Origin of the sequence: Chitinophaga filiformis (genome assembly GCF_023100805.1) — a bacterium.
Taxonomy (GTDB): Bacteria; Bacteroidota; Bacteroidia; order Chitinophagales; family Chitinophagaceae; genus Chitinophaga; species Chitinophaga filiformis_B.
In genome coordinates, this window is record NZ_CP095855.1 from 7437700 (window position 1) to 7455777 (window position 18078).

Genomic DNA, 18078 nt, shown 5'->3' on the forward strand with positions numbered 1-18078 from the left:
CTGGCCTGCTACGGTATCTATTTCAGGTGTTACACCTGCCCCATGGGAAGCAGCGGATAAAAAAAATCCCGGACTAATGTCCGGGATTTCTATCAAAAACAATTTCTATCAACTATGGCTTTATTGTTTATGCTTCTGATTTTTCGGATTTGTTACTCTTTGGCGAGTTCTTTAAAGTAAAGATCAGCTTCTGATTTTCCTTGTCAAGATCTGCCAGCAATACATCTCCGTTATGAATGTTCATATTCAGTATTTCCTCTGCCAGCGGATCTTCCAGGTATTTCTGGATGGCTCTGTGCAGTGGACGGGCGCCGAACTGCTGGTCGTAACCTTTCTCTGCGAGGAAGCCTTTCGCCTCGTCTGTCAGTTCCAGGCTGAAGCCCAGGTTGTTCAGGCGTTTCAGCACGCTCTGCATGGTGATATCTATGATAGTATAGATATGCTCTTTGCTCAGCGAGTTGAATATGATCACATCGTCAATACGGTTCAGGAACTCAGGAGAGAAGGTACGTTTCAATGCTTTTTCAATCACTGATTTTGTATTGTCTTCTTCGCTGGTTGCTTTTGCTGAGGTAGTGAAACCAACACCTGCACCGAAGTCTTTCAACTGACGAACACCAATGTTAGAGGTCATGATGATGAGTGTATTCTTGAAGTCTACCTTACGGCCCAGACCATCAGTCAGGATACCATCATCCAATACCTGTAACAGGATATTGTAAATATCAGGGTGTGCTTTTTCAATTTCATCCAGGAGGATTACGGAATAAGGTTTACGGCGTACTTTTTCAGTCAGCTGACCACCTTCTTCATAACCTACATATCCCGGAGGCGCACCAATCAGACGGCTTACGGAGAATTTCTCCATATATTCACTCATGTCGATACGCACCAGGCTATCTTCCGAGTCGAACATATAACGCGCGAGGGATTTCGCCAGCTCGGTTTTACCAACCCCGGTAGGTCCGAGGAAGATGAAGGTACCGATCGGTTTCTTAGGATCTTTCAACCCTACCCTGTTACGCTGAATAGCTTTTGTCACTTTGGTGATAGCCTCATCCTGACCAACTACGGCGCCTTTCAGGTCTTCACCCATGCGGCGGAGTTTTTCAGTTTCGGCCTGTACCATACGTTTGACAGGAATGCCTGTCATCATGCTTACTACTTCTGCGATAGCCTCTTCATCGATCGGGTAGCGTTTATGCTTCACTTCTTCTTCCCACACATTCTTTGCACGCTCCAGGTCTTCTCCCAGTTTCTTTTCGGTATCCCGCAGCGCAGCAGCTTCTTCAAAACGCTGGCTCTTTACTACTTTGTTTTTTTCCTGCTTGATGTCTTCGATCTGTTTTTCCAGGTCGAGGATATTCTGCGGTACGTTGATGTTCTTGAGGTGCACTCTTGCGCCTACTTCATCCAGTACGTCGATTGCCTTGTCGGGCAGCAGACGGTCTGTCATATAGCGGTCGCTGAGTTTAACGCAGGCCTCAATTGCATCTTCGGAATAGCTTACGTTGTGGTACTCTTCGTAACGTGGCTTGATGTTATTCAGGATCTGAATAGTCTCGTCCACGGTTGGAGGATCTACCATTACTTTCTGGAAACGGCGGTCTAATGCACCATCTTTCTCGATGTACATCCTGTATTCGTCCAGGGTAGAGGCGCCGATGCATTGAAGTTCTCCACGTGCCAGGGCAGGTTTGAAGATGTTGGAAGCATCCAGGGAACCTGAAGCGCCTCCCGCACCTACGATGGTGTGGATCTCATCTATGAAAAGTATAACGTCGCGGTTTTTTTCCAGCTCATTCATGATGGCTTTCATCCTTTCCTCGAACTGACCACGGTACTTGGTACCCGCCACGAGGGCTGCCAGATCAAGGCTTACCACGCGTTTGTCAAACAGTACGCGGGATACCTTACGCTGCACGATACGCAGTGCGAGGCCTTCCACGATAGCCGTCTTACCAACGCCCGGTTCCCCGATGAGGATCGGATTATTCTTTTTACGGCGGGACAATATCTGCGATACACGCTCAATTTCCTGCTCGCGACCCACTATAGGGTCAAGGCTGCCACTCTCGGCCAGCTTGGTGATATCCCTGCCGAAATTGTCCAGCACAGGAGTTTTAGACTTCGTATTAGTTTGTTTGGCCTTGGAGGCAAAGCTCTTGCGCTCATCTTCAAATTCCTCCTCTCCAGGATCATCAAACTCCGCTTTAGGATCAGCAGATTTTACGAAGCCCAGCTCGTTTTTAAAAGTGTCGTAATCCACGTCAAACTGTTGTAAGATTTGTGTACAAACGTTTTCTTTATTCTTGAGGATTGAAAGCATTAAGTGCTCTGTCTCAACTGTGGGGCTTTTGAGGGCCTTTGCCTCGAGCACGGTAACGCGTATTACCTTTTCTGCCTGCCTTGTAAGCGGTAGACTGTTGATATTGGCGATATTTTTTCCTGTCTTATCTTTTACGGCCAATTCAACCTCTTTACGCAGTTCATAAAGGTCTACATTTAAAGCCTGCAGAATTTTAACAGCTGTCCCTTCCCCTTCTCGAATTATGCCTAGCAGCAGGTGCTCAGTGCCGATGAAATCATTCCCCAAGCGTAGAGCTTCCTCTCTGCTAAACGAAATGATCTCCTTTACTTGCGGTGAAAAATTCTGGTCCATTGTGAGAATATTAAATTATTAAAACCCTTACGGGGACTTGCTTATACAATATTAGCAAATAATTTTGATTTACCTTTACCCTAACACTTTAATAGTATAAGTATACAATTAAGGCTGGCGAAGTAAGAAAGAAGGCTGTTATTTGGCAGGATTCCCGATTACTTATTTACTAACTTATAAAAGAAAATCTTGCTTATGGAATTCAAAATTGATACCAAAGAAAAAATATTAGTTGTACAGCCTCAAATTACCACCCTGGATGCTAATTTGTCAGCCAGGTTTACTAAAGAAGTAGCAGAACTGCCAGGTCTGGAGGGCCGCAACCTTATACTGGACATGGAATTAGTGGAAAAAGCCGATGATACTGGGATTAAAGCCATTTTAACAGTATACCACCAGCAGTATGACAGCGGCATGTCGTGTGCACTTACCGGCCTTAACAGCACTTTAACAAATACAATAAAAAAAGCGGACGAAACAGTGTACAACCTTGCTCCTACTATGTTAGAGGCAATTGACCTGGTGATGATGGAAGATCTTGAAAGAGAATTGATGCAGGACGAGGATTAATGTTCCGCTACTCACATATTGGTGCCATATTTTTCCGTAATGTGGAAATAGATTCCATTTTCCGGAATAAATAGGAGATTTTAGTAATTATTTATTTTCGTTCATGTTTGCAGTCACCATTTTAGGTAACAATTCGGCTCTCCCCACGTTAGAAAGGCATCCAACAGCTCAGATTATAACCTGTAATGATCAGCTGATACTGGTTGATTGCGGAGAAGGCACTCAGTTACAATTTGCGCGCTATAAGATCAAGAGCAGCCGCCTGAGATACATTTTTATCAGCCACCTGCACGGAGATCATTATTTCGGCCTTATAGGCCTTTTAAACAGCTTAAGTCTCCTTGGCAGGAAGGAACCGCTCACCATATTCGCTCCACCCGAACTGGAGGCTATTATCCAGCTGCAAATGCAATGCTCAGGGACCGTTTTCCAGTTCGACCTGCAGTTCGTACCCCTCCTGGAAGAGAACCAGGGACTGATCCTGAGCGATAAAGACCTGAACGTCAGCTTCTTCCCTACCATGCATCGTATTCCCTGCTATGGTTTTGTGTTCGAAATGCAGAAACGGAAACGTAAACTGCTTCCTGAACAGGCCAAAGCATACGAAATACCGGCGGCCTACTACTCAAAGCTGCAGGAAGGCGCTGATTATCAACGAAAAGATGGATTCGTGGTGAAGAATGACTGGGTGACCCTCCCTCCTCCCAAAGAAAAAAAATACGTCTTCTTTGCCGACACCATGTACTCGGAAGACCTGATCCGCTTTGCACACAATGCTGATCTGGTCTATCACGAAACGACATATTTACATGGCCTGGCAGAAAGGGCGGCAGAAAGGTTTCACAGCACTACTGTACAGGCGGCCACCCTGGCATTGAAAGCCAATGCCCACAGGCTGATAGTAGGTCACTTTTCCTCCAAGTATACCGACCTGACCTGTTTTGAAGAGGAATGCCGGGAGGTATTTCCCAATTCCGACATTGCGATTGAGGGCGCTACTTACATCATTTAACCAGCGCTTAAAAATATCAATCCCCGTCCTGCCAGGCAGAACGGGGATTATTATTTCTCACCAGTATGCTGGTTATTTGTAATTTTTCCTGAAAGCAGCTATGCGGCTCTGCAGTCCGGCACTTACCGGCACAACCGGCAGGCGGAAAACATTCTCGATAAGACCGGCTTCTGCCATAAATGCCTTTACACCGGCAGGATTGTTCTCTTCGAACATGAGATCGAAGGAGTCCTGCAGTTTGTAATGCAGTTCACGGGCGGCAGGAATATCGTTGGCCAGTGCAGCCTTAACCATTGCAGCCATGTCTTTCGCAAAATAGTTGGCGGCAACAGAGATCAGGCCGTCCATACCGGTAGCGATCTGCGGGAACGCCAGCGCGTCATCGCCGCTCACCACCAGGAAGTCCTTCGGCTTGTCCTTGATGATCTGCATGCACTGTATCATATCCCCGCTGGCTTCCTTCATCGCGACGATATTGGGCACTTCATTTGCCAGTCTCAGGGTGGTCTGCGCCGTCATATTACGGCCGGTCCTGCCTGGTACGTTGTAGAGGATGATCGGTTTGGGAGAGGCAGCTGCCACTGCTTTATAATGTTGGAACAACCCTTCCTGGCTCGGCTTGCTGTAGTAGGGAGCAACGCTCAATACCGCAACGGCTTCGTCCAGCGGGCAGGTTTGCAACCGCTTGACAACGTCGCTGGTATTGTAGTCACCAATACCTACTACCACCGGTACGCGCTTATTCACCTTTTCGAAGGTGAACTTCATGATGTCCAGCTTCTCTTCTGAGCTTAGTGTAGGAGTTTCTCCGGTCGTCCCCAGGGATACTACATAGTCAACCCCGCCGGAAATCACATGATCAATCACTTTTTCCAAAGCATTCCAGTCAATGCTTTCGTCTTTTTTAAAGGGCGTTACCAGTGCTACACCGGTGCCTCTCAATTGTTCCATATTTTGTGAAAATTCCAGATAACAAATTCCAAATTGCCCTCTTTCTCAATCTAAAAGAGGTGCAAAGATGACAATTTGGAATGGTATATGACAAAATAATTTTAGCGTTCGTCGAAAAATCCCATGTTGCTGAACTTATCGATACGCTGCTCGATACGGGTATCGGCATCGATCTTTTTCAGCTCTGCCAGGGTGTTTTTGATGGTTTGCTTCAATATGGAGGCCATTTCGTCCGGATTTACGTGCGCACCGCCTAATGGCTCTTTAATAACGCCGTCTACCAGCCCGAAGCGGCTCATATGGTCGGATGTCAGTTTCAGTTCTTCTGCTGCCTTTTCCTTAAAGTTCCAGCTACGCCAGAGGATAGTAGAGCAGTTTTCGGGAGAGATCACCGTATACCAGCTGTTTTCCAGCATCAGGATCCTGTCGCCGATACCGATACCCAGCGCTCCGCCGGATGCTCCTTCCCCGATAATGATACAGATCACGGGTACCCGCAGTTTCACCATTTCGAATATGTTACGGGCAATGGCCTCCCCTTGTCCGCGCTCTTCAGCTTCCAGACCAGGATAAGCACCGGGAGTATCTATCAGGGTAACGATAGGCTTATTGAACTTTTCAGCCAGTTTCATGAGGCGCAGGGCCTTTCTGTAACCTTCTGGGTTGGCCATACCGAAGTTACGGATCTGGCGCATTTTGGTATTAATACCCTTCTGCTGACCAATGAACATGATGGTTTCTCCATCCAGTTCAGCAAAACCGCCGACCATGGCCTTATCATCCTTCACATTCCGGTCGCCGTGCAGCTCCACGAAATTACTACACATCTTCTCAATGTAAGCCAGGGTATAGGGCCTATCAGGATGCCTGCTTAGCAGAACCTTCTGGTAACTGGTAAGGTGCTCGTATACTTCCAGGCGGGTGTCGGCAATCTTCTGCTCATACTCCCTCACGGTGGCGGTAACGTCTACACCTGACTTTGCTCCGTTCTCCTTCAGTTTTTCCAACTGATCATACAGGTCCTCAATAGGTTTCTCAAAATCCAGGAATTGCATATTTATGTATAAAATTGGTTAAAGTACGGTGTAAAGATAAACGCTAAAATATTTTTTAAAAAAGATTTGCATAATTGATGGCTTTGTTCCTATCTTTGCTGCCCCGAAAACAAGGGAAGGATCAGTAGTTCAGTTGGTTAGAATGCCGCCCTGTCACGGCGGAGGTCGCGGGTTCGAGTCCCGTCTGGTCCGCAACTCAGTAAAAGTGGGTATAATCGAGCAAAAGCGCTTAATTATACCCACTTTTTTTTAAAGTGATAGTTTGCCCGTATTAGACTTTCCCAATTTCCTTTGCACTTCTGCCATAATCTTTTGCTAATTCATCTTCACCGGGCAGATTAATAAGATATTTAGACATAAATACTTGCTGTGGTAAACCGGAGGTCATATACCCTACCAGGTTTTCATTCTTGCTTGCACAGCGTATGATGCCTACCAGTTGATTATCGCTTTCATGCATTTCAATCTCTTTGTAATAGTTCAGACAGGCATACATTGGCCAGCATCTTTTGTTGAATGGCAAGATTTGGTATTTTTGAGATATAGCGTAAGATAGCATAAATCTGCGTGTTGCCTGCAATACTGCAGTGATCCTACACTCTAAATAGTTGCTATGAAAGTGATCAAGATAACAGGCGCAAGACAGAATAACCTTAAGAATATTTCCTTAGAAATTCCCAAAAACAAAATCACTGTCTTTACCGGTGTGTCAGGTTCGGGAAAGTCATCATTGGTCTTTGAAACAATTGGAGCTGAAGCACAGCGCCAAATTAATGAAACACAAAACAGTTTTGTTCGTAACAGGCTGACTCAACTCGGTGTAGCGGATGTTGATAAAATCGAGCATCTGAATGTGCCTGTCATTATCAATCAAAAAAGACTGGGAGGCAATGTCCGCTCTACCGTTGGCACCGCTACGGATATTTATGCATCGCTACGTTTATTGTTTTCAAGATTGGGAGAACCTTTTGTGGGGTATTCCAATATTTTTTCTTTCAACAATCCTCAGGGAATGTGCCCTGTTTGTGAAGGCCTGGGCTACAAACAAACCATTAGTATCGAACATCTGTTCGATAAAGATAAGTCCTTGAATGAAGGAGCTATCTTATTTCCGACTTTTCAGCCAGGTGGCTACAGATGGTTGAGATATACGGAATCGGGGTATTTTGATAACAACAAGAAATTGAAGGATTATACGCGGGCTGAATGGGATCTATTATTGTATTCAAAAGAACATAAGCCGAAACATCCAGGCAAAAATTGGTACAAATCCGCTACATATGCCGGAGTGTTGACACGTATAGAAAATGATATTCTGAAAAAAGATTCCAGAGAACTCTCAATAAGGAAGGATGACCTGAAAAAAATAGTTGTTTCAAAGACCTGTCCGTCCTGCAAGGGTAAACGGCTAAACGACAGTGTTTTGTCCTGTAAGATCAAAGGCAAAGACATCGCTGATTGTGCGGCATTACCGATAGATGAATTACTGGAATTTGTCAAATCGCTTTCCTCAAAATCGTATGAAACGGTGTTGAACGAATTACAAAGAAAACTGGAAAACGTAGTGAACATAGGACTTCAATATCTAACACTTGACCGGATTACTAACACGCTTTCAGGCGGCGAATCGCAGCGGATAAAAATGGTTCGGCATTTGGGCAATAGCCTCGAAGATCTGTTGTACATTTTTGACGAACCCAGCATCGGCCTTCACCCGAAAGACCTGGAAAATATTGCCGGTATCATTAAACAGATAAAAGAAAAGTGTAACACAGTCCTGATTGTAGAACATGACCCGGATCTGATTAAAATTGCTGATCACATTGTAGATATGGGCCCGTTATCGGGAAGAAAAGGTGGCGAAGTTGTGTACGAAGGAGCGTTTACAGGTTTGAAACAATCCAGTGGAAAAACGGGCAGATATTTTTCAACGATAAGAACCTTTAACGCATCGCCCAGAAAAAGCGAAACGTTCCTGACTATTAAAAATGCACAGTTGCACAACCTGAAAAACGTCACAGTAAATATTCCCAAAAATGTATTGACGGTTGTATCAGGAGTGGCAGGTTCGGGTAAAAGTTCCCTGATCAGCAAAGTATTGCCCATGCAATTTCCCGATGTGAAGATCATTGACCAGTCTTTGTTTGCGGTAAGTGCGAGGGCCACCCTTCTGACTTATCTCGGCATATCTGATAGTATCCGGAATTTATTTGCAAAATCAAATAATGTCAGTAACAAGTTGTTCAGCAGAAATGGAGAAGGAGCTTGCCCTAATTGCAAGGGTCTTGGGGTGGAAAAGATTGACCTGGCTTTTATGGAAGATATAGAAGAACCCTGCGAAGTATGTGGCGGAAACGGCTTTGATCCCGATGTATTAAAGTATCGCTACCATGATTTAAATATCTCGGAAGTCATGAATCTTACAGTAGATGAAGCAAAGATTTTTTTTAACAATAATACTTTCACCCACCACTTTGAATTACTGGTGGAATTGGGTTTAGATTATTTAACCTTAGGCCAACGCTTAAGCAGTTTTTCAGGCGGAGAAAGGCAAAGACTCAAATTAACCAGAGAATTAGGCGATCACAACAACATTTTGGTGCTGGATGAACCCAGCACAGGTCTTCATCCGTCCGATACACAAAAGCTCATGAAAATATTGAACAAACTGGTAGATCATGGGAACACGGTGATCGTTATTGAACATAATTTGGACATTATTGCGCAAGGCGACTGGATTATAGATATTGGTATTGGCGCAGGAAAATATGGGGGCAATTTGATTTTTGAAGGCACAGTTGCAGCGCTTTTAAAAAACAAAAAATCGGAAACCGCGAAGTATTTGAAGAGGCATCTACAATAATCCTGCAGGCAACATCGCAACCTATTTACCTGCTCACACCTGATCACTTTCCATGATTGGTCTCGCAAGTTGGTAGATATGCTCTAAATCCTGTGCAAATTGGTTCGATAATTGTCCCTCGCAGTCCGTAAAAAGGTTCATCAGTAATGGTGAATTGGCTAAATCCCTTAAAAGAATGAAAAAAACCGAGGAAGGATCAGAGAAAAAAACAGCTTAAAAAACTACCAAGTTCTACCCGCAGCTTCCTGCGTGCACGTAATAAATGGGCATCTACTGCTTTTTCCGATATATTAAGTTCGGCAGCAATATCCTTGTATGATTTATCTTCGCTTTTCATTTTGTAAACTAACCTGCCTATTTCAGGAAGCTTATCAACAAGAATTTCAAGCCGTTCCCGAATCTCCTCAAATTCCAGATATTCTTGTGTGGAATTATCCTGCGGATCACTAGCCAAATCTAAGCTTATGGAACGCACAGCGGCCTTTTTTGCCAGGAACTTAAGAGTCCTGTACTTTACAGAAACAAAAAGATAGTTTGAAAAGTTACCTGTTATTTTGAGGCTTTCCCGCCTTTTCCAAAGCGAAACGAAAACATCCTGCACAATATTTTCCGCTTCCATGAGATCACCTGTTTTTCGATATGCCAGACTTAGCACCCTGTCCCAATAACGATTGTAAAGCACGTCAAATGCATTCGCATTACTGTTCTCAAGTAAACTAAGCAATTTTGAATCATCAAATGTATGCAGTGAACTCACAGCTAAGTTGTTGAAATAATGCAATTATATTTCTTCGAAATTAGTAACTGCAGGTTAACTATATGTTAAGCATTAATGATATTTGCATTACTATTCGTTCATGAAACTCGCCCGCTCATAACGTTGTTAAAGCTAACTTTCTGCTCCCGGTAAATTTCTTAGATTGTTTCCGCAAGCTTTTTCTCCGCTCCTTTACGGCAGGCTGTATTGTTGGCGGTCCGCAGGCACTTGACAATATTTCCGTAGTCATCGGGAATCAGACAACTCGTGAAAAGGCCGACCGGACAACTTCTTTAGCTTCTCTTATAGCACTGATTCACCCGTTTAAAGTTCTAAAAATTATTGATGTATGATCGCTCAGGGCCAATGCCGAAAAAAAAATATTCCTTTTTTGCGGGATTGGCCACGGAAAAAGAACCTATTTAAAAAGCAAGGTAAAATGAATGAACGACCATATAGTGAAAGACTACAAAATCTGGCTCACCAATATTTGCGGGGGGAATTAAATCGTAAAGAACAGCAAGAGGTTGACGAATGGTTCCAGAGTGAAGAAGGTGCTGATTTTATTGAAAGCCATATGAGCAAGGATGAATATAGGAATTTGCTTCTCCAGCGTATTCATAATAAAGCAGGTATCGTAAATAATAAACGTCCAACACAACTATATGTTCGGGTTGCGGTTGCCGCTTCGCTGATATTAACGACGATGTTCGTCGCCTATCTGGTCCCTAAAAAATCACCCGTTAAACAACAAGTAAGTCAAGCAGTTGTTGGCCAGATACAACCCGGTGGAAACAAGGCAGTCTTAATACTGGATGACGGCAGCAACATTAATCTAACATCCGGTAAACAGGGATTGCTTGTCAGGCAGGGCAGTGTAAAAATCAACAAAACTAATAGTGGTAGCCTGAGCTATACATCGGATAGTGCTAGTGATATTAAAGAACCGATCTTGTACAACACCGTTGTTACTCCTCGCGGCGGAAAATATAGGTTAACTCTTTCAGACGGCACAATCGCCATTCTTGACGCGGCCTCCTCGATCCGTTTCCCGGTCGCATTTGATAAGGAACGAAAAGTTTCCATTACCGGGCAAGTGTATTTTGAGGTTGTTCATAATGTAAACAGCCCATTCCTCGTAAGTGTAAAAGGCCAGCTTGTTAAAGATTTGGGCACAAAGTTCAATATCAACGCATATGATGATGAGCCGGTGATCAAAACAACACTATTGGAAGGAGGGATAAGTCTTACCCGCGGTTCACAAACAGCAGTTTTAAAACCAGGCCAACAGGCGATCAATGCGATCGGGAACCCGGCTATCAAAATCATAGATGCAGATATTGACGAATCCGTAGCATGGAAAAATGATTTCTTCCAATTTGAAGATGAGCCGTTGGAAAGTGTTATGCGAAAAATTTCCCGATGGTACGATGTTGATGTAGTATATCAAAAAGGTTCTGATATACATGAATCCTATTTAGGGCGCATAACCAGGTACTCAGAGGTATCCAAAGTTTTGAAGATGCTTGAGGTTACGGGAGATGTACAATTTGAAATTCAAGGCAGAACAATCAAAGTATTTTCTAAAATACAGACAAACCAAAAATAGACAATAAAAATATAAACGCTTAATTAAGAATTATGAATAAAAAACAAAGCACCTGACACCCACCTAACCGCGGTTACGCAAGATATAAATGAAGTGGAGGTAGTGGAATACCTCCACTTTTGAACTGGTAACCGAAATTGCTCTAACAATATTTAATTAAACCAGAATTACAAATGTATAAAAATTTTATACGCATTTCGTGTGCACCTCCCGGGCCCATTTATAAATATACACTAATAATGAAACTGACCGTTGTGTTCATATTAGCAGCCCTGTTTCAAGCAAGGGCAAGCACATTCGCACAAACAATTAATTTTGTTCATAAAAACACATCTTTTAAACAGATCATAAAAGAGATCAGGAAACAGACCAATTACAATATTCTTGTATCGGCTAATAAGATTAAGGACCTTAAAACCAGGAATGTTAGTTTCGTCAACGCAAGTATTAGCGAAGTGCTGAACACTTTTCTTGCCGGGGAACGTCTTACTTATGAGATTCATGGTGAGAGTGTACTGATCAAAGACAAACCGGTCAATACCGCGCCCAAGCGGGAGAAACAAAAGTTATCTTTTATTGAACTAAAAGGAACTGTGATTGATGAAAATGGCGTACCCATTCCAGGCTTAACTGTTAAAGTAAAGGGGACTTCCCAGGGCACGGTTACAGATACTGCAGGGGTTTTCAACTTGAGCGTAGGTGATAAAAACAGCCTGATTGTTTTTAGTGCTATCGGTTACCAATCTTTAGAAATTGCAGCAGGCGACTTGCCGAAAGTCATAAGAATGAGATCAGAGGTCGCTACCTTAAGCTCGGTTGTTGTCGTAGGCTATGGCAGTCAAAAGAAGTCAGACGTTACAGGCAGTGTTTCTAATGTCACCGCCAAAGATTTTAATAAGGGCGTTGTTATCAATCCTTTAAATCAGATCCAGGGAAAAGTTGCAGGTTTAATTATTACTCAGCGCGGTGGCGATCCCAATGATCAGGGTGCTTCAATCTCCCTGCGGGGGCAAACCTCAATTCTCGGTGACCAAAGACCACTATTTGTGATCGATGGGATAGCTATCTCCAGTGCTTCACAATTTCAAAACCTTTCGCCGGCAGATATTGAAAGTTATGATATACTGAAAGACGTTTCTGCGACTGCCATTTATGGCGCCAGAGGTGCTAACGGTGTTATTTTAGTGACTACTAAGAAGGGAAAAGGTAAAAATCTCCAGGTTGATTACGAAGGTTTTACAGGATTTGAAAAACAGGCCAAATACTGGGATCTCCTGTCAGCCAGCGACTATCTTACTACAATTCGCCAGATCCCTAACGTAAACGTCCCTACTTTTGATAAAGGGGCCAACACCGACTGGCAGAGGGCTGTAAACCGCACAGGTGTTGTTTATAGTAACAATCTTGGATTTTCAGGCGGCACCGACAAATTTACATACCGTGCGTCACTCAATTATCAAAACCAGCAGGGCATTATTATTAACACCAATAAGCGTCAGCTTGGCTTAAGATTCAATGCGCAGCAAAAGGCCTTGAATGATAAATTGGAGATCCTTTTAAACATGTCAAATACAACGGTCTATAGAGATCAGTTATCCGATCCGAATTCGATCAACCAATACATCTTCAACGCCCCACCCACATATCCCGTATACAATCCGGACGGGTCTTACTTTGCCTTCACAGATCTTTTGCAAGCCAACCCGGTGATGCACTTAAAGGAAACACTTGCTAAGGAAACAACCAAGCAAACCCTGATCAACGCAACCGGTAATTATAAGATCACCCCAGGTTTGAGTGTGGGGCTGACAGGGGTTTTGATTCAGGACAATACGCTGACGCACAATTTTACCCCAACTTTCCCTTTGGAGGGTAATATCAATACAGCAGGGCAGAATAGCTACAACCAAAACACGATCGAAGCTAATGCGCATATCAATTACAGTAAAACTTTGGGTAAACACAATTTTGCTGCCATGTTTGTACATGAGTACAATCAGTTTGATAATGAATCTTTTTACGCTAACGGACAAAACTATCTTGTACCGGATGTTTTAGACAATAATTTAGGTTCGGGCGATCTGACAAAAAATCAGATAGGCTCCGGCAAGTCCGCCTATAAGATCATTTCATTTTTAGGTCGAATCAACTATGCCTACGATAACAGGTACTACCTGACCGCCTCGTTGCGTAGGGATGGTTCAGACAAATTTGGCATTGATCACCAATGGGGTACATTTCCATCAGTGAGCCTGGCTTACCGGTTAAAAAGTGATGTGCTGAAAAAGGTGAACTGGGTAGACGATCTTAAGCTAAGAGCAGGCTTTGGTGTGGTAGGTAATTCCAATAGTATCGGGCCCTACAATGCCATCGCCTTATACTCGGCGCAGGCACGTTATTATGATGCGTCAAACCTGTCTTACCCTCTTCTTAATAGTTATTCCTATAGTCAAAATCCAAACCCTGACCTAAAATGGGAAGAACGGCATGGCAGGAATATAGGGGTAGATTTTTCCTTTTTCAATAGCAGGTTGACAGGTGATATCAACTACTTCGATGATAAAACCGTTCATATGCTATACAATTACAGTGTTCCAACCCCACCTTTTTTTGTAAATACCATACTGGCAAATGTTGGTGATATGACCAATAAAGGGTTAGAAGTCATGCTATCGGGAGTGGTTGTGAAGACGAAAAACTTTAACTGGACTGTAAACGGACAATTCACCAGGATTAAAACAAAGGCTTTAAGCCTTTCAGGCGAGTACAATGGGTTTATTCTGAATACCGATCAGGTAGGTACGGCTACTGTAACGGGAAGGGGTTTAAATTCTGTACCTGTAAGTTATATCAAGCCGGGCGAACCATTGAACGTTTACTTTCTTCCTCATTTTACCGGGACTGACGCTGCCGGAAGACAGTTGTTTGACGGGAAAACGATCACCGAAAATCCCGCCCCGACCAAATATTACATTGATCCCAATCCAAAATTCAGCTATGGACTGAACAACTCCTTCACTTACAAAAACTGGGATGTGAACTTTTTTATCCGCGGTGTTCAGGGGCATAAGCTCTTCAATCAGGTGCTGCTGAATTATGAGTCCGCAGCAAGGTTGCCGGGTGCCAACACAACACCGGCAGCATTGACAAATGGGATAAAGGATGCACCATATATTTCAGATAAGTGGCTGGAAAACGCATCGTTTTTAAGGCTTGAATATGCCACTCTTGGATATACTTTTAAAAAAATGACCGGGATGAAGAATTTCCGGCTATATATAGCCGGAAATAACTTGTTCGTGATCACCAAATACCGCGGACTGGATCCGGAGATTGCAGGGAATTTTCTGGATGGTAATTCATATCCCAAAAATCGTACGATCATACTGGGAACCAGTTTTTCATTTCGATAATCAACTAAGTAATTATGAAACAGATATATTTCGCTTCAGCGATTATCACCGCTACAATCTCAATATTGCTTAGCAGTTGTACTAAGTTAGACAGCAAGGTCTACAATCAGGTAACGCCGGATAATTTTTTTCAAACACCCCAGCAGGTCAATGCGGCATTAGCTCAGGCTTACACGCCAATGACCACGATACCAATGGGAAACACTTTTCAACTCAATTCTGTCTCTTCCGATGAATTGGTTATCCCCACCCGGGGAAACGACTGGTATGACGGGGGAATGTGGCAGGCATTATGGCTGCATAATTACAGGCCGGACATTAAAGTGCTTAATGACGCGTGGAATGACATCAGCAATGGAATAGGTAAATGTAATTTTTTATTAAGCACGGTTAACCAGATTCCGGAGAACAACAGACCTGTAAATCTTGACCAGATCATTGCAGAGATAAAGGTTTTACGGGCTTACTATTATTTCGTGTTCACTGACCTCTTCGGAAATGTTCCCTTAGTGACCGATTATAATGTCAATCCCACTACGGTCAAGCAGCGTTCACGAAACGAGGTTTATAATTTCCTGGAAAACGAGCTGACAACGAATGTTCCATTGCTTCAGGACAAAGCTGTGGCGAATTATGGCCATATAAATAAATGGGGAGGCTACATGTTACTCGCCAAGTTGTACCTGAATGCACAGGTATATACCGGGACACCACAATGGGAGAAAGCCGCAAACACAGCAGATCAGGTGATCAAATCCGGCAAATACAATCTGCAGGCTAACTTCTTTGACAATTTTATTGTGGCTAACGAAGGTTCCGTTGAGAATATCTTCGTTGTACCTTTTGACTTCACATTTATCGGTGGCAACATCATGGTCAGGCGTTCCCTTAATGGCAGCCACATGTATACATACAATCTTGGCGGGCAGCCAAACAATGGCTGGTGCGCACCTACAGCATTCTACAGGACTTTTAGTGACAATGACATCAGAAAAAAAATGTGGCTGATTGGCCAGCAGTATAATGCCTCCGGAGCAGTATTGATTGACGTGGCAACCAAAAAACCGGTCATATTAAGTCCATATGTAAATGAATTAAGTAATCCGGCCGATACATTTAAGTTTGCTGGCGCCAGAAGTGTTAAATACGCACCTCAGCCAGGTGCGGGTACAAATGCAAGTAATGATGGTGTCGTCTACCGTTTGGCCGATGCTTACCTGATCAAGGCAGAGGCACAGATTAGAAACGGGCAGACTGGTGATGCCCTGATGCTGATCAACGCTATAAGGAAACGTGCCGGTTTGAACGACTGGACTGCAGCAGACTTAACCCTGCCAAATATTTTGGCAGAACGTGGACGCGAGCTCGCCTGGGAAGGCTGCAGACGAAATGACCTGATCCGTTTTGAGGTCGCTGATCAGCTACCCTATTTTACTGGCGCACGCAACCCAGGCAAGAGTAAAGATCCTGATAACCGGACTTTCATTTTTCCTATTCCAGCTAATCAAATGATCAGCAATAAAAATCTCGTTCAAAACCCTGGATATTAAATCTTAATATTTTTAGTTGAAATGGTTGCGAATGAGCAATAACGATTGACCTACCCTTCCGTCTGGAACCAAACTCTCAATTGAATTTTAGCTATTTAAAATATAAGCCATGAAATCAAATAAAATATTTCATATAAAAAATCTGTTCATCTATTTTTCGCTTCTTGTTTCCGTTGGATGTAAGAAGCCTGAGTATGCAAACACACTGCATTCTACGCCAGATGCAATTAAAAAAGTAACATTAGCGAATAATATCACGGGACATTTGCAGGATGATATTGGCAACCCGGTGAAGAATGTGGTTGTAAGCGATGGCTTTACTTGCACTATTACAGATGATAATGGAAACTATACCTTAACAAGGGATTCAGCAGCCCAATTCGTCTACTTTTCTGCGCCGGCAGAATACAACGCAAGTGTTGGCAGCAGCGGACTTCGTGAGTTTTATAAAAAGATAACAGCTCCATTGTCAGATGCTGTGCAAGCTGATTTTACACTGATCAAAAAAGCAAAGGAAACAAAATTTAAAATCATCGGCATATCAGACCCTCAGGTTGCCAGTACTGCAGAACTGAACAGGTTTAAAAACGAAACGGTAGACGACATAAAAACAAATATGAACGGAGAAAGTTTGCCGTACTATACGTTGGTGTTAGGTGATGTTGTTGCTGATAAGCAAGACCTGTTAGTACCGATCCGACAATCGTTAGCTACTATTTCGCCATCAACATTTGTGGTAGCAGGTAATCATGATCTATTCAAGTCAGCAACTAACCAGACTAAAAATGGCGAAATTTTCAGTGCAGTTTTTGGGCCCTTAGACTATTCCTTTAATGTGGGTGATGTGCATTTTATATGTATGAATGACATTATTTTTGCTGCTGATGGCTCATATTCTTCCGGATTTACAGCTAAGCAGTTAATCTGGCTACAGCAGGATCTGAGCTATGTAAGTAAAGACAAGGTGATCGTAATGTCATATCATCGACATACCTTGAATACCGGAGGGACAGAGATGAAAAATCTGCTTGCCGGTTATAAGGAAGTACATATTATGGCAGGGCATTTGCACGCAAACGCAAATAATATCAACTCCGCTAATCCTTTATTTTATCAGCATATTCATGGAGCGGCCTGCGGCCGGTGGTGGTCATCAACGATTAATGCCGATGGTACCCCTAATGGCTACCAGGTTTTTGAGGTTGAAAATAATGCTGTTAAAAACTGGTATTATAAATCGGTACGCTATCCTAAAGACTTCCAGATCAGAATGTATAGAGGGAACAGCTCATTTGGCGGACCAAACGGGACTTTCAGTTTTAACCTGACCTCATCACAGATTGTAGCAAATGTTTGGAACATGGATAGTAGCTGGAAGGTGGATGTGTACGAGAATAATGTCAAAACAGGAACTATGGAACGTTTTACTGGTATTGATGCCTGGGCTACAGGGTATCATAACGGCGTACTTACTGAAAAAGCTTTTGCTAACCCTGAGCATCTTTATAAATACACCCTTAAAGATCCGGGTGCCACAGTCAAGATTGTTGCAACTGACCGGTTTGGTACACAATATACACAAACCAATTTCACGACAGACCTTTCAACCGCTGCATCTTATTAAAAAAACATTTCA

The 18078-nt window shown here is 43.2% G+C and carries 12 protein-coding genes and 1 tRNA gene; 8 read left to right on the plus strand and 5 right to left on the minus strand.

Annotated features, from left to right (window positions below; translation table 11 throughout):
- Window positions 1-127 precede the first annotated feature (127 nt).
- On the minus strand, window positions 128-2662 hold the full coding sequence (locus MYF79_RS29065; protein ID WP_199652911.1) for an ATP-dependent Clp protease ATP-binding subunit: 2535 nt from the start codon (window positions 2660-2662) through the stop codon (window positions 128-130).
- A 195-nt stretch (window positions 2663-2857) separates the two neighbouring features.
- Here MYF79_RS29065 and MYF79_RS29070 point away from each other — a divergent pair, with 195 nt between their 5' ends.
- Both MYF79_RS29070 and MYF79_RS29075 read left to right on the plus strand, forming a co-directional pair.
- Window positions 2858-3232, plus strand: coding sequence for an STAS domain-containing protein (locus MYF79_RS29070; protein WP_247811358.1), 375 nt, complete (start codon window positions 2858-2860; stop codon window positions 3230-3232).
- 103 nt (window positions 3233-3335) lie between these two features.
- Complete coding sequence (locus tag MYF79_RS29075) at window positions 3336-4244, plus strand: ribonuclease Z (RefSeq protein WP_247811359.1); 909 nt, start codon at window positions 3336-3338, stop codon at window positions 4242-4244.
- Window positions 4245-4316: 72 nt separating this feature from the next.
- On the opposite strand, the gene dapA is transcribed toward MYF79_RS29075, so the two are convergent.
- Window positions 4317-5195, minus strand: a complete 879-nt coding sequence (gene dapA, locus MYF79_RS29080; RefSeq protein ID WP_247811360.1) for a 4-hydroxy-tetrahydrodipicolinate synthase — start codon at window positions 5193-5195, stop codon at window positions 4317-4319.
- Window positions 5196-5296: 101 nt separating this feature from the next.
- Window positions 5297-6250, minus strand: coding sequence for an acetyl-CoA carboxylase carboxyltransferase subunit alpha (locus tag MYF79_RS29085; protein ID WP_247811361.1), 954 nt, complete (start codon window positions 6248-6250; stop codon window positions 5297-5299).
- 118 nt (window positions 6251-6368) lie between these two features.
- Between MYF79_RS29085 and MYF79_RS29090 the strand changes: the two genes are divergently transcribed.
- Window positions 6369-6442 (plus strand) — tRNA-Asp (locus tag MYF79_RS29090).
- A gap of 79 nt (window positions 6443-6521) precedes the next feature.
- On the opposite strand, the gene MYF79_RS29095 is transcribed toward MYF79_RS29090, so the two are convergent.
- Window positions 6522-6809 carry a PDDEXK nuclease domain-containing protein gene (locus tag MYF79_RS29095; protein ID WP_247811362.1) on the minus strand — a complete coding sequence of 96 codons (288 nt, stop codon included), beginning with the start codon at window positions 6807-6809 and terminating at the stop codon, window positions 6522-6524.
- A 54-nt stretch (window positions 6810-6863) separates the two neighbouring features.
- On the opposite strand from MYF79_RS29095, the gene MYF79_RS29100 reads away from it, so the two are divergent.
- Complete coding sequence (locus MYF79_RS29100; RefSeq protein ID WP_247811363.1) at window positions 6864-9113, plus strand: ATP-binding cassette domain-containing protein; 2250 nt, start codon at window positions 6864-6866, stop codon at window positions 9111-9113.
- Between the two features lie 196 nt (window positions 9114-9309).
- Here the strand turns inward: MYF79_RS29100 and MYF79_RS29105 are convergent, their stop codons facing one another.
- The gene (locus MYF79_RS29105) at window positions 9310-9870 is read right to left on the minus strand and encodes an RNA polymerase sigma-70 factor (RefSeq protein WP_317233100.1); all 561 of its coding nucleotides are present in this window, start codon (window positions 9868-9870) and stop codon (window positions 9310-9312) included.
- 349 nt (window positions 9871-10219) lie between these two features.
- Here MYF79_RS29105 and MYF79_RS29110 point away from each other — a divergent pair, with 349 nt between their 5' ends.
- The 4 genes from MYF79_RS29110 (at window position 10220) to MYF79_RS29125 (ending at window position 18066) form a co-directional block, all read left to right on the plus strand.
- Window positions 10220-11479 (plus strand): FecR family protein, encoded by a 1260-nt coding sequence (locus tag MYF79_RS29110; protein WP_247811364.1) that lies wholly within the window; start codon window positions 10220-10222, stop codon window positions 11477-11479.
- 239 nt (window positions 11480-11718) lie between these two features.
- Window positions 11719-14892 carry a SusC/RagA family TonB-linked outer membrane protein gene (locus MYF79_RS29115; protein ID WP_247811365.1) on the plus strand — a complete coding sequence of 1058 codons (3174 nt, stop codon included), beginning with the start codon at window positions 11719-11721 and terminating at the stop codon, window positions 14890-14892.
- 14 nt (window positions 14893-14906) lie between these two features.
- Window positions 14907-16442, plus strand: coding sequence for a RagB/SusD family nutrient uptake outer membrane protein (locus tag MYF79_RS29120; protein WP_247811366.1), 1536 nt, complete (start codon window positions 14907-14909; stop codon window positions 16440-16442).
- A gap of 109 nt (window positions 16443-16551) precedes the next feature.
- Window positions 16552-18066: a calcineurin-like phosphoesterase C-terminal domain-containing protein gene (locus tag MYF79_RS29125; RefSeq protein WP_247811367.1), complete on the plus strand. Its 1515-nt coding sequence runs from the start codon at window positions 16552-16554 to the stop codon at window positions 18064-18066.
- Window positions 18067-18078: the final 12 nt, after the last annotated feature.

Excerpts from the sequence above, each read along its gene's own strand:
- MYF79_RS29110 (WP_247811364.1), top strand. The coding sequence starts at position 10,220 with ATGATCGCTCAGGGCCAATGCCGAAAAAAAAATATTCCTTTTTTGCGG.
- MYF79_RS29065 (WP_199652911.1), bottom strand. The coding sequence starts at position 2,662 with ATGGACCAGAATTTTTCACCGCAAGTAAAGGAGATCATTTCGTTTAGC.
- MYF79_RS29095 (WP_247811362.1), bottom strand. The coding sequence starts at position 6,809 with ATGCTATCTTACGCTATATCTCAAAAATACCAAATCTTGCCATTCAAC.
- MYF79_RS29125 (WP_247811367.1), top strand. The coding sequence starts at position 16,552 with ATGAAATCAAATAAAATATTTCATATAAAAAATCTGTTCATCTATTTT.
- dapA (WP_247811360.1), bottom strand. The coding sequence starts at position 5,195 with ATGGAACAATTGAGAGGCACCGGTGTAGCACTGGTAACGCCCTTTAAA.
- MYF79_RS29075 (WP_247811359.1), top strand. The coding sequence starts at position 3,336 with ATGTTTGCAGTCACCATTTTAGGTAACAATTCGGCTCTCCCCACGTTA.
- MYF79_RS29120 (WP_247811366.1), top strand. The coding sequence starts at position 14,907 with ATGAAACAGATATATTTCGCTTCAGCGATTATCACCGCTACAATCTCA.
- MYF79_RS29085 (WP_247811361.1), bottom strand. The coding sequence starts at position 6,250 with ATGCAATTCCTGGATTTTGAGAAACCTATTGAGGACCTGTATGATCAG.
- MYF79_RS29070 (WP_247811358.1), top strand. The coding sequence starts at position 2,858 with ATGGAATTCAAAATTGATACCAAAGAAAAAATATTAGTTGTACAGCCT.
- MYF79_RS29115 (WP_247811365.1), top strand. The coding sequence starts at position 11,719 with ATGAAACTGACCGTTGTGTTCATATTAGCAGCCCTGTTTCAAGCAAGG.
- MYF79_RS29100 (WP_247811363.1), top strand. The coding sequence starts at position 6,864 with ATGAAAGTGATCAAGATAACAGGCGCAAGACAGAATAACCTTAAGAAT.